Origin of the sequence: Pseudoalteromonas sp. MQS005 (assembly GCF_001661605.1) — a bacterium.
Taxonomy (GTDB): Bacteria; Pseudomonadota; Gammaproteobacteria; order Enterobacterales; family Alteromonadaceae; genus Pseudoalteromonas; species Pseudoalteromonas tetraodonis.
In genome coordinates this window covers 1-20,172 of the sequence record NZ_LYRQ01000068.1, presented here as the reverse complement: position 1 = coordinate 20,172, position 20,172 = coordinate 1, and the positions used below count along the sequence as shown (strand labels likewise).

Sequence of the window (20,172 nt, the reverse complement as noted above, 5' to 3'; positions counted from 1 at the left end):
TTAATATTGCATTTACAATGTTTAAACATTAAGCAAAAATTGATCAACATTTGTGCAGCTATTTTCTCGTTTCAATCATGTTATGTCGCTCCAAATACTGATACAATTTGGCTAACAATGAAAATAAATTTGAAGGTAAACTTTATGAAAGTGATTTCTTTTAATATCAATGGTCTGCGTGCTCGCCTACATCAGTTACAAGCTATTATTGATAAACACCAGCCAGATATTATTGGTCTTCAAGAGATAAAAGTGCACGATGAAGCATTTCCGCTAGACGATGTACAAAAAATGGGTTACCACGTTTATTTTCATGGACAAAAAGCGCATTACGGTGTGGCAATGTTATGCAAAAAAGAGCCTAAGTCGGTATTAAAAGGCTTTTCCACCGACACAGATGAGTCGCAAAAGCGAATGATCAGCGTTACCGTAGAGCAAGAAAATGGCCGTGACCTACATGTCATGAATGGCTACTTCCCGCAAGGCGATAATATCAACCACGAAACTAAATTCCCTTATAAACGTCAATTTTATCAAGACTTAATGACTCACCTAAATAGTCATTACACGCCTGATCAAGATGTAATTGTAATGGGCGATATTAATATCTCTCCAACCGATTTAGATATTGGTATTGGTGAGGTAAACGCAAAACGCTGGTTAAAAACCGGAAAATGTTCATTTCAACCCGTTGAGCGTGAATGGCTAGCAACGTTATTAAACTGGGGCTTTAAAGACACCTTTAGGGAGCAAAACCCAGAAACTAACGATCAATACTCATGGTTTGACTACCGCTCTAAGGGTTTTGTTGATAATCGTGGACTAAGGATTGATGTGGTTCTGGCAACGCATGACTTAGCAGCTCGCTGTATCGACACCGGTATAGATTACGAATTACGTGCTATCGACAAGCCTTCAGATCATGCCCCTATTTGGTCTGAGTTTAATTAACGATTATGCTAAGCGTGCAATTACAGGCATTACTGTGGATTGGTGTTATTGTTATTGGCTTTTTAAGTGTTAATAAATCAACATACGCCAATTTATTTAATACGCCAGCAAGGCAAACCGGTGTGTTTGCCTGCGCGCTGGTGCTCGCTTTACTATGGCGTATAAAAGCCGGTATTTTACCTGGTCTTGATCTTCATATACTGGGCATTACTGCTGTTACGCTGATTTTAGGCTGGCGTCTGGCTATTTTAAGTTGTGTATTAGCAACAGCCCTGCTAACTGCTTTTGGACAAATAGCATTCGAGCTGATTGCGGTAAAATTACTAATAAGTGCGTTTATTCCAGTATTATTAAGCTACTTTGTATTTATGCTTTGTTACCACTACTTAGCGCGGCACTTTTTTATCTATATATTTGTTTGTAGCTTTTTAACGGCTGGTGTCGTTGCTTGCGTTAACATTATACTCGGGGGTGTTTTTTATTACGCAATTGGCGAATATAATTGGCATCAGCTAACAGAAAACTACATTTATCTCAGTCCTATTTTAGCGTTTCCTGAAGCAATGCTAAACGGTATGGCAATAACTGTTATGATCACCTATCGCCCGCACTGGGTAAAAACTTTTTTTGATAAGGACTATTTAGGCTCATGAGTCTTCATTACCATTGCCCTATTTGCAAACTTCCATTGGCACTTAATGAAAAAACATTACACTGTGATAATAACCACAGCTTTGATTTTGCCAAAGAAGGCTATGTAAACTTACTCCCCGTGCAAAATAAAAACTCTAAACAGCCCGGTGACTCTTTAGAAATGGTACAAGCAAGGCGTTCTTTTTTAGAGCAAGGCCATTATGCATTTTTACAGACGGCCTTAGCTAATTTAGTCAAACCGCTCAATGCAAATATAGTAATTGATTTAGGGTGTGGCGAGGGGTTTTACACCCATGCTATAGCAAATAACACGCAAGCTACTGTGTATGGTGTTGATATATCTAAGTCGGCGGTAAAATACGCAGCAAAACGATACAAACAATGTCAATTTAGCGTGGCATCAATAAGCCACGCGCCCTTTAATGATCACCTTGCTGATGTGTTAATTAGCGTGTTTGCCCCTTTGTTTGACGATGAACTTTCTCGCCTTGTTAAAGAGGATGGCTGTTTAGTGGTGGCAAGCCCTGGGCCTATGCACCTCAAAGAGTTGAAAAAATATATCTATAATACGGTAAATGAACATACTGAAGTTGCTACGCCAACAGGCTTTAAACAATCATCGCAACAGCTCATTACAGAGCAAGTGTCACTCACATTTAGCGACGTAAGAAATTTAATAATGATGACACCCTTTGCATGGAAGTTCAGACCCGAGCATTGGCAGGCACTTGAACAAAAACAGCATCATAAGGTTACCTTGTCATTTTATATTAGCCAGTTTGTTAAAACTGCTCTTTAGTAAAGGTTTTATCCATTTTATCAAACATGTCTTTTAACAATTCAGCAAGCTCCAAATAGCGGGGCTTGTTTTTCCCCATTTGTGCGTCGTAACCGTTGGCGATCATTTTTGCAAACAACTCGTTGTACCATTGCAGCATAGCGGGTTCTAATTCTGTTTGCGCACGTTTACCTAGCCATAAAAGCCCTTGTAACGGCAAGGAGATAAAAAATAGACTACTGGCAATAGCTTGAGGTAAAAAATCAGGGCCTAAATAATTAAGCTGAAAAAACAAAGTTAGCATGGCTAAAATAGGCATTACCGTAATCGCAAGCTCGGTTGCTCTGATCACTTTAAACTCGGCAAATAATGGCGCGACCTCTTTACGCATAGGCCATGTTTTAGCATAAGCGCGCCCTAATTGAACTTGTGATATCACACTTTTTTGCATTATAAATCCTCACAATCACGGCATTTAACACTTGTAAAAGCATCTTGCTTATAAAAGTGTAACACAACTCTCACTTTATCGGTAAAAATGCTTAATTTCATTAGTAAAACTCACAAAAAGCATAAATTATTAAAAGAATTCCACAAAGCCCTTTTAATAAAGTCAACTACACTTTAGTCTACACCCATTTAAGCCTACAATACTTATATATCAACCAAGTGTACTGATTAATATTTAAATGGAAAATGAATCTATGCCAACTCTGCCAAAAAAACCAAACCATGTTTTGGTACTTAATTGTGGAAGCTCAAGTTTAAAGTTTGCAATTATTGATGCAAACACAGGAAAAGACATTATTTCAGGTTTAGCTGAGCGCCTAGGTGCAGATGCTCCCTCAATAAAATATAAATTTAAGGGAGAAAAGACCACCATTAAACTTGCTGCTAATCAGGCACACGCGCATGCCATTGATACGCTGGTTGATTTAATAAAAGATCACAATCTTGATGAGCAACTAGTTGCTGTTGGTCATCGTGTTGTGCATGGTGGTGAGCATTTTACCCAATCAGTATTAATTGACGAACGCGTTATTGCAGGTATCACGCAAGCAGCTACGCTAGCACCTTTGCATGGCCACGCTAACTTACTGGGTATTTCATCAGCGCAAGCATCATTTAAAAACTTACCGCAAGTAGCCGTGTTCGATACGGCATTTCATCAAACGATGAATGAAGTCGCTTATCTTTATGCCCTTCCTTATCAGCTTTATAAAGACTTTGGTGTTAGGCGCTATGGTTTTCATGGCACCAGCCATTTTTATGTGGCAGGGCAAACTGCGAAGTTATTAGCGCTTCCTATTGAAAACAGTAACTTTATTAGCGCCCACTTAGGAAACGGCTGTTCAGTGTGTGCGATTAAAAATGGCAAAAGTGTTGATACCAGTATGGGGTTAACCCCGCTTGAAGGGCTTGTTATGGGTACGCGCTGTGGCGACATTGATCCGGGCCTATTTAACTTTTTAACCACGCAACTCGATTACACTGCTCAGCAAATTGATGACTTACTCAATCAAAAAAGTGGTTTATTAGGCATAAGCGAGTTGTCTAACGATTGTCGCACCATAGAAGAAGCCGCTATTGCAGGCAACCAGCAAGCTATGCTGGCTCTTAATATGTTTTGTTACCGCCTCGCAAAACAAATAGCCGCTTACATGGTCCCGCTGCAACAGCTAGACGCAGTTATTTTTACCGGCGGTATTGGCGAAAATTCCGATATTATCCGTGATAAAGTACTTAAACAATTGGCCTTTTTAGGTATTAATTTAGACCCACAAGCAAACCTTGATGCACGTTTTGGCCAAGCTGGGTTAATTAGTACAGCTGATTCACGTAGCAAAGCGGTTGTTATGCCCACTAACGAAGAATGGGTGATCGCACTTGATGCCGCAAACATCACCAAGGAGTTATAATATGGCTCGTCGTATTATGTTGATTCCCGTTTCTACTGGGGTTGGTTTAACCTCAGTATCGGTGGGTTTGGTAAGGGCGCTGGAACAGAAAACTGTTAAAGTTAATTTTTTTAAACCTATAGCCCAACCACGCGCGGGTGAAACAGGCCCAGAAAAGTCAACACAAATTGTTACCCAAGGCTCACCTATTGATCCACCTACGTCATTTGCGCTGGATTATGCCGAGCAAATGATTGGCGATGGCAAGGGCGATGACCTGCTAGAAGAAATTGTAGAGCGTTTTCAAAGTAAAATTAACGATGATGAAGTGGCTATTATTGAAGGCATGGTGCCTACTCGTCGCCAACCGTATGCGGGGAGAGTAAATCGCGAAATCGCACAAACTTTAGGGGCGGATATCGTTTTTGTACTTACCCCTGGCAATTACAACATTACTCAAATTGAAGACCGACTTGAAATAGCCGCTGGCAACTATGGTGGCATTGACCACCCTCGCGTGCTTGGCTGTATTTTTAATAAAGTAAACGCCCCCCTTGATGAGGAAGGTCGAGCTCGCGCCGATTTAGTCGATACCTATAAGCCAGAAGCGCTTGATAACGAATTAAACCGCTTAGCTTCTTTACCTATTTTTAGAAAAAACCCGTTTATGTTACTCGGCGCTATTCCGTGGGATTTTGAACTGGTTGCCCCACGTGTTAAAGATTTAAGTGCCTATTTAAAAGCCACTATTATCAACGAAGGCGATATGGTACACCGCCGACTCAGACGAATTACATTTTGTGCCCGCACGGTATCCAATATTTTAAATTATTTTACGCCAGGTGCGTTATTGGTTACCCCTGGCGATCGCTCAGATATACTCGTTGCAGCTTGCTTATCGGCCATGAATGGCACAAAACTAGGTGCAATTTTACTTACCGGTGGTTTTGAACCTGAGCCGCGCATTATGGCGCTATGCGAACAAGCTATGCAAACTGGTCTGCCAATTTTGGCAACCGATGGCGATACCTGGCGCACCTCTTTATTGCTGCATAACTTTAACCTAGAAGTGCCTAGCGACGATGAACAACGCATAGAAAAAGTAAAAGACCACAACGCTGCACATATCGATTCTGATTGGCTGGACACATTAGCAAAAAGTGTGGGAAAAACCCGCAAGTTATCCCCGCCGGCCTTTAGGTATTTATTAACCGATAAAGCACGTAAAGCGGATAAAACGATTGTACTGCCTGAGGGTAACGAGCCTCGTACCATTAAAGCCGCTGCTATTTGTGGCCAGCGCGGCATTGCTAAAACAATTTTACTTGGCGATCGCGATGAAATATTTCGCATTGCGGAGCAACAAGGGATTGAACTGAACGAGCATGTGACTGTAATAGAGCCAAGTAGTATTGTTAATGACTACGTAGCACCTATGGTCGAAATTCGTAAAAACAAAGGCTTAACTGACGTTATTGCAAAGGAACAACTGCAAGATAACGTGGTACTGGGCACCATGATGCTAGAGCAAGGAAAAGTAGATGGGCTGGTTTCAGGGGCAGTCAATACCACGGCCAATACCATTCGCCCGCCTTTACAGCTGATTAAAACCGCACCGGGTTCATCATTAGTCTCGTCGGTATTTTTTATGTTATTGCCTGATCAAGTGCTTGTTTATGGTGACTGTGCTATTAATCCTGATCCTAATGCTGAACAACTAGCCGATATTGCAATTCAATCTGCCGATTCTGCTGCCGCATTTGGCATAGAACCTCGTGTAGCAATGATAAGTTACAGCACGGGTAATTCGGGCAGTGGCGCTGATGTAGAAAAAGTCCGCGAAGCAACAAAAATTGCCCAACAAAAGCGCCCAGATCTCATTATCGATGGGCCATTGCAATACGATGCGGCCATTATGGAAAGTGTAGCTATTAAAAAAGCGCCAGATAGCCCGGTTGCCGGTAAAGCAACCGTGTTTATTTTCCCTGATTTAAATACGGGTAATACCACCTACAAAGCAGTGCAACGAAGTGCCGATTTGATCAGTATTGGTCCTATGTTACAAGGGATGCGCAAACCTGTTAACGACTTAAGCCGTGGCGCATTAGTTGACGATATTGTGTATACCATTGCTTTAACAGCCATTCAGGCCGCGCAAGTAGAAGCGCTTAATTAAGGCCTGTAATTAACTTGCCCTTTTTATAGTCTAGCCATTTTTTATTTAATAATTAACTGGTTAGGCTATTTATACCTCACAACCCCCAAGCTTATCCACAGAAATTGTGGACAATTATTTTTTAGCTAATAAAAATATAGCACTGCCTAAACTTGAGCCTTTAATTTAGCTTCAATACTCTATACTATAAAGCTATTATTTTGCTGCTGGCGATACGTTTAATGTCAAAACAAACATTACAATTACACAGCACCGTGTTATCTATTCATAGTTTAACCCTTGATGCTGACATACCGCCTGCGCTGTTAAAGCAACCGTTATTTTTTATCTCAAAAACGCATGATGAACTGTCAGTTGTTTGCCCTGTCGACTTTATTATTGATAGCCAAGATACTGAATCTAATTGGCAAGCACTGGAAGTGATAGGCCCTTTAGGATTTTCGTTAACTGGCATTATGGCAAATCTGTCAGGCGTATTAGCCAGAGCTGGCGTGTCCATTTTTTCGATATCCACATATGATACCGACTATATTTTAGTAAAAAAACAAACGGTCACCAAAGCAATTACAGCCCTTAAAGCCGATGGCTACAACGTGGTAACTGAATAAATAATGAAATCTGAAGACGTTAGCTATTTAACTAGAAATAAAATTGGCCGAAACGCGATACAAATCACGAGCCCATTCAGTGGTAAAGTGATGCCAATGGAAGAGCATCCACAACCCTTTTTTCGTTTTGGCACACTCGGCCCAGGTATTGTTGTTAGCTTATCGAGTCATAAAGTATTAGCGCCCTTCAATGGCACCTTACTGCAGGTAAAAAGTGCCGGTTGTGAATTTATTTTAAAAGCCAATAACGGCTTAAAAGTATTAATAAACCTAGCGGTTCCCGATTCACAAACACTTACGCATACTCATATTGCTCAGCTTAACGGCAGCAAAATAACCAAAGGCCAACGCCTTGCTTATTTTGATTTACGTGAGCTCGACTCGCCTATTTTAGCCAGCCTTATAATTCTCAATGGCCATAATTTAGGCACTTTTCATTATTCTCACCCGCAAGTTAATGCCGGTGTAGATACCTTATTAACTATTATTAAAAAGAAGTAGATTTATGATTACTCTCTATGGCATTAGCAACTGCGATACAATTAAAAAAGCAAAAAAATACCTAAGCGATAACGACATCGCATTCACTTTCCATGACTACCGCAAAGACGGCGTTAATAACGACATGGTAAGCGACTTTGCAGAACATATTGATTGGGAACAATTGGTTAATAAACGTGGCACAACTTATAGAGCGCTCACTGATGAGCAAAAACAAAGCTTGACTAAACAAACCGCTATAGATTTACTCGTTGAGCAACCGGCGATGATCAAACGCCCTCTTCTTATTAATAACGGGCAATATCACTTAGGCTTTAAAGCAGCACAATACGATGAGATTTTTAAATAATGACCCATCCAGTAATTACCCTAGCCCAAGCCTTAATTCAGCGAGAGTCGGTTACACCTGAAGATGCCGGGTGCCAACATATGATGAATGAACGCCTAAGCGCCATTGGCTTTGATATTGAATCGCTCTTTTTTACTGACACGCTCAATACTTGGGCACGAAAAGGCACGCAATCACCGCATTTTTGTTTTGCCGGTCATACTGATGTGGTGCCCACTGGACCTGAAAAAAACTGGCAGCACCCGCCTTTTGCAGGCTTAATTGAAGACGGCTTATTACATGGCCGTGGCGCTGCCGACATGAAAGGCTCATTAGCGGCGATGATTGTGGCAACCGAACGCTTTGTGACTAAGCATCCAGATCACAAAGGCTCCATTTCGTTTTTAATTACCTCAGATGAAGAAGGCCCGTTTATTAACGGCACTACCCGCGTTATTGATACTTTAGAGGAGCGCGGTGAAAAAATAGATATGTGCCTTGTAGGTGAACCCTCTTCTCGCGATGTACTCGGTGATGTGGTTAAAAATGGCCGCCGTGGTTCACTCACGGGGTTTTTAACTATAAAAGGCGTGCAAGGTCATGTGGCCTATCCACATTTAGCACAAAACCCAATTCATTTAGCCACGCCAGCTTTAACCGAGTTAAGCCAAACTGTGTGGGATATGGGTAATGACTTTTTTCCAGCCACCAGCTTTCAAATCTCTAATATTAATGGCGGTACGGGCGCAGGCAATGTGATCCCTGGGGAGCTTGAGGTACAATTTAATTTTAGATTTAGTACCGAAGTTACTCATCAACAACTACAACAAAAAGTAAATGCCATTTTACAAAAACACAATTTAAATTATGAACTCAATTGGATTGTGAATGGCTTGCCGTTTTTAACCGATCACGGCCCATTGGTTGATGCCACCGTAGCCGCCATTAAATCGGTAACGGGGTTAACCACTAACTTAGAAACAACAGGTGGCACCTCAGATGGTCGTTTTATCGCACAAACGGGTGCTAAAGTTATTGAATTAGGGCCACGTAATGCCACTATTCATAAAGTGAACGAGTGTGTTAGCACCGACGACCTAATCGCGCTGGCCGATATTTACGAACAAATATTAGAGCACCTGTTAACTTAATGACTGCAAATAAAGAACTCATACAATGCATCACTGGCCAAAGTGATGCACATTTAGTTGCCATACAAAATCACTTTTTGCATGCCGATATTGTAAATGACTTTATTGCACTGCAAACTGCGGCTGCATCAGCAGGCTTTGATTTATGTATTGCATCAAGTTTTCGGGATTTTAACCGTCAATCAGCTATTTGGAACGCTAAATTTTCCGCTAAGCGGCCGGTATTAAACAAAGCGCAGCAACACGTTGATATTAATTCGCTCAGTGATATTGATAAATGCATTGCCATTATGCTTTATTCTGCGCTACCGGGGGCGAGTCGCCATCATTTAGGGACTGATTTAGATATTTACGATAAAAGCGCAGTGAGTGACGATTATGTTTTGCAATTGAGCCCTAATGAATATCAGCAAGGTGGGCCTTTTGCTAAACTAAGCCAATGGCTAGACACTCATCTAGCAGAATTTGGGTTTTATCGACCTTACCAGTACGACTTGGGCGGGGTAGCTCCTGAGCTTTGGCATATTAGCCACATAGCGCAATCAGCGCAGCTTATTCGCCACCTTACGCCAGAAGTGTTGCACGACTGCATTAAACACAGTGATTTATTAGGTAAAGACGCTATTTTAACCCACTTACCTGCGTTGTATGAACGCTTTGTGATCAATGTAAGTCCACCAGCTAAGCAGTTTTAGTCTTTTTATTTAAAGTAAAAACTAATACCGCTAGTAAAATGATACTGCTGGGGAGCATAAATTGTACAGTTAATGTCTCTGATAAAAACACTGCCCCTGCAATAGCCGCCAAAACGGGTACGCATAACTGCACTATGGCTGCATGCGTGCTCTTTAATAGTGGCATAGCCACATACCAAATACTGTACCCTACGCCAGATGCGATGGCACCTGAGGCTATTGCAAGTAACGCCCCTTCGATACGTATATTTTTAAGCTGGCTCATTCCCACCACAATTAAAATAGGTAGCACTAATAAACTACGAATAAAATTAAAGGCAGTGGCTCTTAGCGGCGACACACACGCCTTGCCACGAATACTGTAAATTCCCCACGCAATACCACTTATACTCATTAATAATGCAGCCATCAGCGGTGGGGCTGTCTGTGAGGGCAGCATTAAGTAAACAAATGCCGCAAACGCCACTATAAATGCAAGCCATTGCACAGCACTTAAACGCTCTTGTTTATATAAGCCCCAGCCAATCATTGTAAATTGCACCGCCGAGAATAAAATAAGCGCCCCCATGCCGGTATCAAGCTCGATATAAGCAACAGAAAAACACAGCGCATATATCAATAAGCTAGCACTGCTTCGCCAACTGCCAGTATCGTTAATAATAGGATTACTTAACTGCGCTTTTTTATTTAACTGCCTAGTATAGAGCAGCATAATAATGGTCAAACACACTGCCCCGCTCAGTAACCTAATAACGGTAAAATTCCACGCATCAATGTAGCCTTGCGCCAACGCTAACCGACATAATAACGAATTTGCAGCAAAGGCAACTAACGCGATAATAGTAAACAGTGTTGCTTTCAAATTAATTCCTAACGTATTGATAAATATGTACCGTATTTATATACCGATTAAATTAACGTCCAATGTTGTAAACGTTACCATGGTTATTTTTTAAATGATAAAGTTTTTATTAAGGGTTTTTGTTCTATGTTTATACACTACGCTTTTTTACAATCTTTCACACTTGTATTTATTGGCAGTATGTTAACCTTACAGAATAAATAAGAAGGAGTGCGCGTGCGTCACATTTTAATTTTTAGTCTTTGCTTTATTGTAAGTGGTTGCAGCACCATTGGCTTTGACGATCTCTTTAATGATTACGCCACTAATACCACCCCTATTAGACAAGCCATTACGAATGATAATATTGAGAGTGCACGCTCCTTAATAAGCAAAAACAGCAAAACACACAGTAATTATTTACTGAGCCAATTAGAACAGGGCCGTATCGCGGATTTAGCCAACAACCCCGATAACGCACAAGTTCATTTTGAAACTGTCTATCAACAAATGCAATCTAAGCGCCAAGCTGCAAAAATACAAGTAAGTGCTGGGCTTGAGCAAAGTAATGCGCTGTTAACCAACGACTCAGCTATTGGTTATACACCGCCCGCCTACGAAATGAGTATGTTGCATAGCTACAAAGCGCTCAATTATGTTTATAAACATGATATTGAAAGCGCCTTAGTTGAAATACGCCGTGCTAATAAAGTACAAGTTGATGAACTATTAAATAATCAAAGCGAGTTTGATAATGCGGTTGCCCAAGCACAGCAACACTATCCCGATATGGATAACTTAATTCGCTCGGTCAAAAATGGCTTTCAAAATGCGTACACGTTTTACTTATCCGGGTTGTTATATGAAACAGCAAAGCAAGGTGATGATGCCTACATAGACTATAAAAAAGCGCTCGAAATACAACCTAACAATCCGTATTTACAACACGATGTACTGCGTCTTGCTAAGCAACAAGGTTTTGCCGATGACTATAACCAATTTAAACGCCAGTTTGGTGAAGTTAACACCTTAGAAAAAAACCAAGGCGAAGTGGTTATATTATTCGAACAAGGCCTAATACCAAAACAACACGAATTTAAATTACGATTACCCATTTATACTTCACAGGGAGACACCCGCTTTTATAGTCTCGCAATGCCCATTTATATAAATAATGCTTATGTAAGCACCGTTAACAACGTCAAAATTAATGACCTTGTATTATCACTAAGCCCGCTAGTGCACTTAGAGGCACTGGCCGCTAAAACGTTAGAGCAGCAAGTTGCTGGGCGTGTATCGAGGCAAATATTGCGCTTAGTGGCGAAAGAAAAGCTGCGCGCTGAGCTTGCCCGCAGTGGCGGTGATGTGGGGAATATTTTAGCAAACTTATATAATCTTGCATCTGAGCAAGCCGATACCCGCAGCTGGCTTACCTTACCCAATCAAATTAGTCTTGCCCGCAGTGCAGTGACTGCAGGAGAACATACCTTAAATGTTGGCTCACAACCGCCAATAAATTTTACCGTTAGTAAGCAAAGGTTAACGTTAATCTACCTAACCTCTGTTAATAACTATTTTAACTCCCATGTAGTGCAACTTTAGGAGCCATCATGAAATACATACTCCCCATTATTGCGTTGTTTATGCTTAGTGCATGTAGCAGCCGACCTGTAACCTCAGGCATTGGAGTTGAACAAACTACCAACGCCTACAAAGAGCAGCTCAATGTTAACAATCCACAGTTAGCAAAAAAGCTATTAATTAGTGATGTAAAAACTCGTCAAACAAATAACCTAACCGACGTGGTAGTCACCTTGGCAAGTACCTATAAAAAGTCACAATATTTACAGTATCAATTTAACTGGTTTGATAAAGATGGCTTTGTAATTAAAGGTAACCACTCGCCGTGGCAAGCCCTAACATTATTTGGCTTTGCTAAAACTCAGCTTGCAGGGCTCGCGCCTAGCCCTAATGCCGTTACTTTCTCTTTAGCTGTAAGAGAAGTGTCTACTGAAGCACAAGAATTTAAAGATTAAAGGAAACCATGATGATCAATAAACAATTTAAAGCACTCTCTGGCTATGCAATTTTAGGCTTAGCCGCACTCACACTAACCGGCTGTGCTAATAAAGCAGTCGTTAGTTATGGTGATGCCCAAGCCGTAGAAACCACAGATATAAACTTTGGCTCTACCGACCTACAAAAAGTAGCCTCGCAAATGACCGACTCACTGCTCAGTTCGCCAGTGGTTGGTACTATGACTGCCAATACCCGCCCTGTGGTATTTGTTGAGCGTATTAAAAACAAAACCAGTGAACACATAGATACTGAGTCAATTACTGACTCAATTTCGACTCAATTACTTCGCAGTGGAAAATTTAGATTTGTTGATATGACCCGTGTAGAAGCGGTTCGTGAACAACTTACATTTCAAAATGAAGATGCACTGATCAATCCAAGCACTGCGGTGGCCTTTGGTAAACAAATTGGCGCACAATATATGCTGTACGGTAACCTATCGAGCATTGTTAAATCTAATGCTGACAAAGCCGATGTGTACTACAAATTTACAATGCGCTTAATGGATATGCAAAGTGGCCTTGTTGAATGGGCTGACGAAACTGAAATTCGTAAAACCCGTGAAAAATCTACCTTTGGTTGGTAACTAACAGGAGCGAACCATGAAAACGCTTAGCTTATTTTTATGCACTTTATTAATATTTAGTGCCCCCACTTTTGCCAAGTATGAACGCAATAAAGCCGTTCCTGTGCAGCAAGTACTATTTGGTAAAGTGAAGTCAGTGCGCAACATTTCAGAGCAACAATTGGTTCACGATAAAAGCAACGGCTGGAAAACCTTTGGCGGTGCCTTACTAGGCGGTGTTATTGGTAACCAGTTTGGCGGCGGCAGTGGTCGCACGGTTGCAACTATTTTAGGAACAGTGATTGGTGGTAATGTTGCGCATAATCAGCAACAGACACAACGCTATGAAAACCTCCAATTAGTTGAACTACTTATACAAGTAGAAAATGGTGAACAATTTATGGTGGTACAAGACAGCGATCCCGCTATGCGTTTTCACCAAGGTGATAATGTACGCCTTATTTATTTAACCAACAACACAGTGCGCGTAGATAGCGCTTATTAGAGTCTATTTATGTTTCGAGCTTAATTCTGAAAGTTCCAACAAAAAACCTAACTTAGGTCACTAAGTTAGGTTTTTTTAAATTTATTCACTTTTATTTATTAAGCGGGTTCTTTTGCCCACAGCTGCTCGTTTTCATGCATTTCATATAAACCATGTGCACGGTTAATCAGTAAATTTGCAAAATCAGCTTGGGTTTTATCTCGCGCTCCCGCGGTAATAATTTGATCGGCCTTTAACTGCCACTGCAGTGAAAAATAACGCATAGCATCGCGTGCATCTTTTGCTGCAGATGCTTCAGCGTGATCGGTTGGTAAACGACCGGTGATCACCCAGTAGCTTTTACCATTTTGCGCTTTAAATTTCCATAGCGCGCATAAAGGCGCTAAAAAACGGCTTTCTTTTTCAAGCAATGTTTTGGGCATAATGCCTTTTTCAGCTAAATGTTTTTGCGCATTTTGAAAACATTCGCGCTGCCATTGAATTTCTTGTTGCTGAAGTTCAGCTTGCTGCTCTGGTGTTAATGGTTTTTGTTCTTGTTGCTGCATTTTAATAACCTTTTTACTTCTTTGTTTACACTTTAAGGGCATAACAAATAAGGCGCAAGCATAAATAGCGTGCTTAACACCTTATTCGCAGCTGTTTGCTGGGTTTTTAAGCAAACCGATTATTTTATGTTGTGATCAAACGACCCCACATCACCGGGGAACACCACTGGCGATTCAACACCCTGTTTATTCACGCTAGCAACGCCAAAATAGTAGTTATCAATAACCACATTTTTAAGTGTAAACTCGCTAACATTATCAACCCATTGGCTGTATTGCCATTGTGGCTCACTCGTATAGCGCCAGTAAATTTTGTAACCGGCAATATTTTTATCTTCCGATGGTTGCCAAGAAAGTGTGGTACTGGCGCGTACGGCACCACTAATTTTCACTTCTTTCGGTGGCGCTGGTGCCCATGCCATTGACGCTAGGCTCACCGCATTCAATGACGTGAGTTTTGCGGCGTAATCAAAATCAACCCCATCAATGGTATCACCGTACACTATGCCATTTTCGGTGCGTAGGTCTTGATGTTGACGGTCGTAATGCTCGTTAGTTTCCATTATACGTACAGCCGCAAAGCCCGCATCATTAAATGGGCGATGATGCCCTCCTCGAGCAAATCGGTCGAGTCTGTATACCAGCATAGTGTCTAAATTTTCAATGTATTTATCGGCAATGGTGTCTATGTAACGCGCTAAATTACGACTCGCTGAGTCAACTTCGCCACCTGTAAAACGACGAGTACGCGCTTGCTCTTTGGTTTCAACCACTCGCGTCCCTTCTGAAAAAATGCGTGCAGTGGTGTTATCGGTTACGCCATTAATACCGGTAATATTACCAATCATGTCGTTATTTAAAACACCATGAACCTGCCAATTATTTTTTTGCGCATAAGCGGTTAAAATTTTACCGCCAAATAAACCTTGCTCTTCACCTGAGAGCGCCGCGTAAACAACCGAGCCATTAAATGTATATTTCGATAAAACACGCGCTGCCTCAATAACACCGGCAACCCCTGAAGCGTTATCGTTTGCCCCTGGCGCATCGCTGGTAAAATCCATTACATCACTAACGCGCGAGTCTATATCACCCGACATCATCACCATACGATTAGGCTCAGTACTGCCGCGCTGAATCGCAATTATGTTAACCACTTCTACAGGGTTAGGAATGCGCTTTTCTCCCGAAATGGTTTGTTTTACTTCTATTATTTCTAAGCAGCCACCACATTGTGCCGAAATCGCTTCAAATTCTTTTTTAATCCAACGCCTTGCCGCGCCAATACCACGTGTATCAGACTTAGTCTCTGATAGCGTATGTCGCGTACCAAAACCCACCAGCGTTTGAATATCACTCTCAATACGCTGCGCCGAAATTTCTTGTGCAATTTTATGCAATGATGCTTGTTGTGTAGACTCGCCAGCAAAGCTTGTAAGCGTTACAGAACTTAATGATGCCAACACACCATACTTTATAAGTCGATTAACTAACTTTAAACCTAAATTAGACATAGCATTGTTATCCTCATAATGAATGCCACCAACATGACAGCAGAAACCAATAACCGCAAACCTTTTGAGATAGACACTAAAAATCACACGCTTAATTACATATTATTAACACCTTGAATTTTACTTAGAATTTAACCCACACCAAACAAGTCCCCTGTTCAAGCACACTATTTTAATAAAAATAATCACTTATACTGTTTTGACCGTATATAGTGCTAAACATAATTAATCAGCTATTATTTTATAAAGGCTAATTTAATCAATAAGGTGCTGAAATAACATGAAGAAACACGAAGAATTACCAGAGGATCATGTTGATCCCCTGATGCAGTATTTACATCATGCTATTCGCTTTGCAATTAAAATACTGGCAGTGCTCATGGTGCTGGTTATTTTTTGGAGTATTGCTGATGTAGTGTATGTTTTATACATGCGGTTAAGTTCTCCGCCTTATTTTTTATTAAATATTGAAGACATTCTGCAAACCTTTGGTGCCTTTATGGTGGTGCTAATTGCGGTAGAAATATTTACTAACATTCGGTTATATTTGGGCTCTAGCTCGCTGCCCGTTGAACTGGTTATTGCTACCGCACTGATGGCTGTGGCGCGTAAAATTATTGTCCTCGATTTAAAATTAGTGACCTCAGAGCAAATTGTTGGCCTTGCGTTAGTTACCTTAGCACTGGGTATATCGTATTGGCTGGTAAAAAATAAAACCGGCCACACTAAGCTATAAACGGTTAACTCAACTTGAGTTAACCGACGCACACCTCATTCCCACTGCGCCTTTGTGTTTTACAATGGTATAGTGGGACATCTTTATAAATATTTAATTAAGCAGTTAATATGTATCGACTATTTGAACGGATGACTAAACCGTTCCCAGAGCGTTCTCCATCTCAGCCTCCTAAAACCCTTTTTGCATTTTGTCGTCACTACACCAAAGGCATGGAATTGTCGTTAGTGCTTATGTCGCTCAGTGCCGCATTACTCGCTATTTTAGAGGTGTCTTTATTTAGTTATATGGGCCAACTGGTTGACTGGCTTGGCGAATACACACCTGAAGAGCTGTTTTCGCAGCAACAATCCGCGTTAATAAAAATGGGGTTAATGCTTTTAGTCGTCATGCCTGTAGTCGTATTTTTTAGATCAGCTATTTTACATCAATCGCTATTGGGCAATTACCCTATGTCGATTCGTTGGTTGGCACACCGTTATCTACTGCGTCAAAGTGTCAGCTTTTATCAAAACGAATTTGCTGGGCGTATCGCTACAAAAGTATTACAAACCTCATTAGCAGTACGTGAGTCAGTCACTAAGTTACTTGATGTACTTATGTACATTGCTGTTTATTTTGGCTCAATGGTGTTTTTAGTGGCCGCCTCAGACTGGCGTTTAATGTTGCCATTATTAGTGTGGTTAGCATTTTATATTTGCGTGCAAATTTACTTTGTACCCCGATTAAAAAGTATTGCCAGTTCACAAGCTGATGCACGCTCAGAAATGACCGGCCGTATCGTCGACAGCTACACAAATATTTCAACCATTAAATTGTTTTCCTATACCCAACGCGAAGAACAATACGCCAAACAAAGTATGGACGTATTTTTACAGCCTGTTTATAAACAAATGCGCTTAGTCACCAGCTTAAACGTGGTTATTCAAAGCTTAAACTATTTGTTGGTGTTTTCAGTGGCAGCAGTGTCTTTGTATTTATGGTCGTTAAGCGCCATTAGTGCGGGAGCGATTGCCGTGGCATTGAGTTTATCATTAAGGCTCAATGGTATGGCCCAATGGATCATGTGGGAAATTAGCAGCTTGTTTGAAAACATTGGCACCGTGGCCGATGGCATGCGCACCCTCTCTAATCCTATTGCGGTTGATGACAAACCAGAAGCCGAAACGTTAAAGGTCACCCAAGGGGCAATCGACTTTAATAATGTACATTTTAACTACGGTAAAGCCGCGAATGAAAATAACCGAGGCCCAGTAATAAACGGATTAAACTTAAACATTAAACCCGGTGAAAAAATCGGCTTAGTGGGTCGTTCTGGCGCGGGTAAATCCACATTAGTTAACTTGTTGCTGCGCTTTTACGACACCGACAAAGGCAATATCAGTATTGATGGCCAAAATATCACGGATGTAAGCCAAGAAAGCCTGCGCCGCTATATTGCTATGGTTACCCAAGATACCTCATTACTGCATCGTTCAGTAAAAGATAACATTTTATACGGCAGGCCTGATGCAACCGAAGCCGAAATGCTCGATGCCACTAAGCAAGCCAAAGCCCTTGATTTTATAAACGACCTTGAAGATAGCAAAGGCAATAAAGGCTTTGATGCGCAAGTAGGCGAACGAGGGGTCACCCTTTCGGGCGGTCAACGCCAACGTATTGCCATTGCACGCGTACTACTTAAAAACGCACCTATTCTTATACTCGATGAGGCCACCAGCGCCTTAGACTCAGAAGTCGAAGCGGCTATTCAAGCAAGCTTAGATGATTTAATGACAGGTAAAACAGTCATTGCCATCGCCCATCGATTATCAACCATTGCACAAATGGACAGGCTTATTGTGCTTGATGAAGGCGGCGTTGTAGAGCAAGGCAGTCACGATGAATTAATTGCCCAAGGCGGCATTTACGCTGCTCTTTGGGCACATCAAACCGGCGGCTTTATTGGCGTTGAGTAATTAAACTAATTGAGGGCGGGCCATTATTATAGCCTGCTCTTGTTTACTAAAATTAAATTTATTATTTGATTTTAAAGCTATTTATAGTTATTTAGTCGAATTTTATAGTCTACCTCTTGCCCCACTGTTTTTAAAATGTCACATTCGCGGCTGACTTTTTATCATTCATCAAGCAATTCACCATGTCATTTTTAAGCAAACATAAATACACCCTCTATGGGGTGTTCGCTATTTTACTTTGGAGCAGTTTAACTGCTTTTGTTCGTGATTTATCGGAGTTATTTAGCCCAATTGGCGGTGCTGCTTTGATTTATAGCGTCAGTGCGATTTTTTTAATGCTTGTCATGGGTGCACCAAAGCTAAACAATTATCCAAAGCGCTATTTAGTCTTTGGTGGCAGCTTATTTGTTATTTACGAAATGTGTTTAGCGTTATCCCTCGGCTTTGCAAATAGTCGCCAGCAAGCGTTAGAAATGGCAATTATTAACTACCTTTGGCCAGCGTTAACCATTTTATTTTCGATTATTGTTAACCGCACTAAAGTAAGCGTATTAGTCTACCCGAGCATACTGATTGCGTTTTTAGGCGTTGCATGGTGTATTGCTGGCAACAGTGGTTTATCTATGGCTGTATTAATCGCTAATATTAGCGACAACCCATTACCCTACTCTATGGCGTTTGCAGCAGCGTTTATTTGGGCTGTGTATTGCAGTGTAACGGTTAAACTTAGCGAGGGTAAAAATGCCATTAATGTGTTTTTTGCAGCCACGGCAATTTCTTTATGGATAAGTTACGGACTGAGTAATGAACCCAGCTTTGAGTTTAACGTATATTCTAGTTTTACTTTATTGCTGGCAGGGGTGGTTATTGGTGGAGGTTACGCACTATGGAACCAAGCAATCATTGGCGGTAACCTAGTGTTGTTAGGCACCTTGTCTTACTTTATCCCTGTATTGTCTACGCTATTTGCCTCTATTTACTTATCACTATCGCTCACCAACTCATTTTGGCAAGGCGTAGTATTAGTTACATTAGGCTCATTAATGTGTTTTATTGTGACGCGAAAAACAAAGCCAGCCCAATAAAATAAGTAAGCGAAAAGCTAGGGACTGTCTGCTTTTCGCTTTAATCATTTAATTAGCTTGCTAATCGCAGTCCTAACAGCACTAACATCACAATGTTTGCAATCACACCAATCAAAAAGAAGTAACTACGCGGGCTGGGGTTTTTCTCGGTGGCAATGGCGTAATACAGTGCCATATGAATTAAACGTGCAGTTACATAAATCCAAATACAGATTGCAAAAACCGAACTGTGGTAATTAATCACAAAGGCAAATAAAACCGTTCCTATAAATAACGCACTGTTTTCTAATGTGTTATGAAAGGTGCGATGCGCTCTAAATATAAAACTCTCATGAGATAGGTCTTTATCAATTTTTCCTGGTACAGCCCCAGGCTGTTTGGCTTTACTAAACGTTGCCACTGCCCACTGAACTAACATCATAATTAAATATAAATAAAATGCTATAAACGCTGAATGTGCTATATCGGTCATTGTTTAATCCTTTGTGTTGTTATTAGAGTAGTAGTTACAGCAACTATCAAGCCAAAGATAAGCCACTGATGTATATAGTAATTACTTTTTAGTAAAATAATTTTTTGTAATAGATTCATTCTTTATATAAAA

22 protein-coding genes are annotated in these 20,172 nt (G+C 40.9%); 17 read left to right on the top strand and 5 right to left on the bottom strand.

Translation table 11 applies throughout. The features are described 5' to 3' along the window. Positions 1-144 precede the first annotated feature (144 nt). The 3 genes from xthA to rlmA are packed head-to-tail and all read left to right on the top strand — an operon-like array spanning position 145 to position 2,404. Positions 145-951, top strand: coding sequence for an exodeoxyribonuclease III (gene xthA, locus A9479_RS17740; protein WP_013464795.1), 807 nt, complete (start codon positions 145-147; stop codon positions 949-951). 5 nt (positions 952-956) lie between these two features. Then, entirely contained in the window at positions 957-1,604 is a 648-nt protein-coding gene (locus A9479_RS17735; RefSeq protein ID WP_013464794.1) for an energy-coupling factor ABC transporter permease, read from the top strand. Continuing rightward, on the top strand, positions 1,601-2,404 hold the full coding sequence (gene rlmA, locus A9479_RS17730; protein WP_064664156.1) for a 23S rRNA (guanine(745)-N(1))-methyltransferase: 804 nt from the start codon (positions 1,601-1,603) through the stop codon (positions 2,402-2,404). The genes A9479_RS17735 and rlmA overlap by 4 nt, the downstream gene beginning before the upstream one ends. Here the strand turns inward: rlmA and yfbV are convergent. After that, positions 2,388-2,834, bottom strand: a complete 447-nt coding sequence (gene yfbV, locus A9479_RS17725) for a terminus macrodomain insulation protein YfbV (RefSeq protein ID WP_016899917.1) — start codon at positions 2,832-2,834, stop codon at positions 2,388-2,390. The two genes, rlmA and yfbV, sit on opposite strands and share 17 nt — an antisense overlap. A gap of 253 nt (positions 2,835-3,087) precedes the next feature. Between yfbV and A9479_RS17720 the strand changes: the two genes are divergently transcribed. The 7 genes from A9479_RS17720 (at position 3,088) to A9479_RS17690 (ending at position 9,740) form a co-directional block, all read left to right on the top strand. Continuing rightward, a complete protein-coding gene (locus tag A9479_RS17720) occupies positions 3,088-4,302 on the top strand; it encodes an acetate kinase (RefSeq protein WP_064664155.1) in 1,215 nt (404 codons plus the stop codon). 1 nt (position 4,303) lies between these two features. Beyond that, a complete protein-coding gene (pta, locus tag A9479_RS17715; RefSeq protein WP_064664154.1) occupies positions 4,304-6,457 on the top strand; it encodes a phosphate acetyltransferase in 2,154 nt (717 codons plus the stop codon). Between the two features lie 221 nt (positions 6,458-6,678). After that, positions 6,679-7,065 carry an ACT domain-containing protein gene (locus tag A9479_RS17710; RefSeq protein ID WP_064664153.1) on the top strand — a complete coding sequence of 129 codons (387 nt, stop codon included), beginning with the start codon at positions 6,679-6,681 and terminating at the stop codon, positions 7,063-7,065. Positions 7,066-7,068: 3 nt separating this feature from the next. Then, positions 7,069-7,566: a PTS glucose transporter subunit IIA gene (locus tag A9479_RS17705; protein ID WP_064664152.1), complete on the top strand. Its 498-nt coding sequence runs from the start codon at positions 7,069-7,071 to the stop codon at positions 7,564-7,566. Between the two features lie 4 nt (positions 7,567-7,570). Further along, positions 7,571-7,915 (top strand): ArsC family reductase, encoded by a 345-nt coding sequence (locus tag A9479_RS17700; RefSeq protein ID WP_036956391.1) that lies wholly within the window; start codon positions 7,571-7,573, stop codon positions 7,913-7,915. Continuing rightward, positions 7,915-9,045 (top strand): succinyl-diaminopimelate desuccinylase, encoded by a 1,131-nt coding sequence (gene dapE / locus A9479_RS17695; protein WP_064664151.1) that lies wholly within the window; start codon positions 7,915-7,917, stop codon positions 9,043-9,045. The genes A9479_RS17700 and dapE overlap by 1 nt, the downstream gene beginning before the upstream one ends. Further along, a complete protein-coding gene (locus tag A9479_RS17690) occupies positions 9,045-9,740 on the top strand; it encodes a M15 family metallopeptidase (RefSeq protein WP_064664150.1) in 696 nt (231 codons plus the stop codon). Before dapE ends, A9479_RS17690 begins: the two co-directional genes overlap by 1 nt. Here A9479_RS17690 and A9479_RS17685 read toward each other — a convergent pair. Beyond that, the gene (locus A9479_RS17685) at positions 9,727-10,602 is read right to left on the bottom strand and encodes a DMT family transporter (protein WP_064664149.1); all 876 of its coding nucleotides are present in this window, start codon (positions 10,600-10,602) and stop codon (positions 9,727-9,729) included. The genes A9479_RS17690 and A9479_RS17685 overlap by 14 nt on opposite strands. A 216-nt stretch (positions 10,603-10,818) precedes the next feature. Between A9479_RS17685 and A9479_RS17680 the strand changes: the two genes are divergently transcribed. The 4 genes from A9479_RS17680 to A9479_RS17665 are packed head-to-tail and all read left to right on the top strand — an operon-like array spanning position 10,819 to position 13,730. After that, complete coding sequence (locus A9479_RS17680; protein WP_064664148.1) at positions 10,819-12,183, top strand: COG3014 family protein; 1,365 nt, start codon at positions 10,819-10,821, stop codon at positions 12,181-12,183. An 8-nt stretch (positions 12,184-12,191) separates the two neighbouring features. Next, the gene (locus A9479_RS17675) at positions 12,192-12,617 is read left to right on the top strand and encodes a YcfL family protein (RefSeq protein ID WP_016899910.1); all 426 of its coding nucleotides are present in this window, start codon (positions 12,192-12,194) and stop codon (positions 12,615-12,617) included. A gap of 8 nt (positions 12,618-12,625) precedes the next feature. Further along, a complete protein-coding gene (lpoB, locus tag A9479_RS17670; protein WP_064664147.1) occupies positions 12,626-13,246 on the top strand; it encodes a penicillin-binding protein activator LpoB in 621 nt (206 codons plus the stop codon). 16 nt (positions 13,247-13,262) lie between these two features. Further along, the gene (locus tag A9479_RS17665) at positions 13,263-13,730 is read left to right on the top strand and encodes a glycine zipper 2TM domain-containing protein (RefSeq protein WP_064664146.1); all 468 of its coding nucleotides are present in this window, start codon (positions 13,263-13,265) and stop codon (positions 13,728-13,730) included. A 98-nt stretch (positions 13,731-13,828) separates the two neighbouring features. Here A9479_RS17665 and A9479_RS17660 read toward each other — a convergent pair whose 3' ends face one another. Next, entirely contained in the window at positions 13,829-14,275 is a 447-nt protein-coding gene (locus tag A9479_RS17660) for a DUF4826 family protein (RefSeq protein ID WP_008110031.1), read from the bottom strand. 119 nt (positions 14,276-14,394) lie between these two features. Beyond that, the gene (locus A9479_RS17655; protein WP_064664145.1) at positions 14,395-15,789 is read right to left on the bottom strand and encodes a M28 family peptidase; all 1,395 of its coding nucleotides are present in this window, start codon (positions 15,787-15,789) and stop codon (positions 14,395-14,397) included. A gap of 280 nt (positions 15,790-16,069) precedes the next feature. Here A9479_RS17655 and A9479_RS17650 point away from each other — a divergent pair, with 280 nt between their 5' ends. The 3 genes from A9479_RS17650 (at position 16,070) to yddG (ending at position 19,568) form a co-directional block, all read left to right on the top strand. After that, positions 16,070-16,525, top strand: coding sequence for a phosphate-starvation-inducible PsiE family protein (locus A9479_RS17650; RefSeq protein WP_013464778.1), 456 nt, complete (start codon positions 16,070-16,072; stop codon positions 16,523-16,525). Positions 16,526-16,635: 110 nt separating this feature from the next. Further along, complete coding sequence (locus A9479_RS17645; RefSeq protein ID WP_064664144.1) at positions 16,636-18,483, top strand: ABC transporter ATP-binding protein; 1,848 nt, start codon at positions 16,636-16,638, stop codon at positions 18,481-18,483. Positions 18,484-18,665: 182 nt separating this feature from the next. Beyond that, positions 18,666-19,568, top strand: coding sequence for an aromatic amino acid DMT transporter YddG (gene yddG / locus A9479_RS17640; protein WP_064664143.1), 903 nt, complete (start codon positions 18,666-18,668; stop codon positions 19,566-19,568). Positions 19,569-19,620: 52 nt separating this feature from the next. On the opposite strand, the gene A9479_RS17635 is transcribed toward yddG, so the two are convergent. Next, positions 19,621-20,040: an MAPEG family protein gene (locus A9479_RS17635; protein WP_016899903.1), complete on the bottom strand. Its 420-nt coding sequence runs from the start codon at positions 20,038-20,040 to the stop codon at positions 19,621-19,623. Positions 20,041-20,172 lie beyond the last annotated feature (132 nt).

Coding starts and splice junctions, on each gene's coding strand:
- dapE (WP_064664151.1), top strand. CDS start 7,915: ATGACCCATCCAGTAATTACCCTAGCCCAAGCCTTAATTCAGCGAGAG.
- A9479_RS17665 (WP_064664146.1), top strand. CDS start 13,263: ATGAAAACGCTTAGCTTATTTTTATGCACTTTATTAATATTTAGTGCC.
- A9479_RS17655 (WP_064664145.1), bottom strand. CDS start 15,789: ATGTCTAATTTAGGTTTAAAGTTAGTTAATCGACTTATAAAGTATGGT.
- A9479_RS17700 (WP_036956391.1), top strand. CDS start 7,571: ATGATTACTCTCTATGGCATTAGCAACTGCGATACAATTAAAAAAGCA.
- A9479_RS17720 (WP_064664155.1), top strand. CDS start 3,088: ATGCCAACTCTGCCAAAAAAACCAAACCATGTTTTGGTACTTAATTGT.
- yfbV (WP_016899917.1), bottom strand. CDS start 2,834: ATGCAAAAAAGTGTGATATCACAAGTTCAATTAGGGCGCGCTTATGCT.
- A9479_RS17705 (WP_064664152.1), top strand. CDS start 7,069: ATGAAATCTGAAGACGTTAGCTATTTAACTAGAAATAAAATTGGCCGA.
- A9479_RS17635 (WP_016899903.1), bottom strand. CDS start 20,040: ATGACCGATATAGCACATTCAGCGTTTATAGCATTTTATTTATATTTA.
- yddG (WP_064664143.1), top strand. CDS start 18,666: ATGTCATTTTTAAGCAAACATAAATACACCCTCTATGGGGTGTTCGCT.
- rlmA (WP_064664156.1), top strand. CDS start 1,601: ATGAGTCTTCATTACCATTGCCCTATTTGCAAACTTCCATTGGCACTT.
- A9479_RS17675 (WP_016899910.1), top strand. CDS start 12,192: ATGAAATACATACTCCCCATTATTGCGTTGTTTATGCTTAGTGCATGT.
- xthA (WP_013464795.1), top strand. CDS start 145: ATGAAAGTGATTTCTTTTAATATCAATGGTCTGCGTGCTCGCCTACAT.
- pta (WP_064664154.1), top strand. CDS start 4,304: ATGGCTCGTCGTATTATGTTGATTCCCGTTTCTACTGGGGTTGGTTTA.
- A9479_RS17710 (WP_064664153.1), top strand. CDS start 6,679: ATGTCAAAACAAACATTACAATTACACAGCACCGTGTTATCTATTCAT.
- A9479_RS17735 (WP_013464794.1), top strand. CDS start 957: ATGCTAAGCGTGCAATTACAGGCATTACTGTGGATTGGTGTTATTGTT.
- A9479_RS17690 (WP_064664150.1), top strand. CDS start 9,045: ATGACTGCAAATAAAGAACTCATACAATGCATCACTGGCCAAAGTGAT.
- A9479_RS17660 (WP_008110031.1), bottom strand. CDS start 14,275: ATGCAGCAACAAGAACAAAAACCATTAACACCAGAGCAGCAAGCTGAA.
- A9479_RS17650 (WP_013464778.1), top strand. CDS start 16,070: ATGAAGAAACACGAAGAATTACCAGAGGATCATGTTGATCCCCTGATG.
- A9479_RS17645 (WP_064664144.1), top strand. CDS start 16,636: ATGTATCGACTATTTGAACGGATGACTAAACCGTTCCCAGAGCGTTCT.
- lpoB (WP_064664147.1), top strand. CDS start 12,626: ATGATGATCAATAAACAATTTAAAGCACTCTCTGGCTATGCAATTTTA.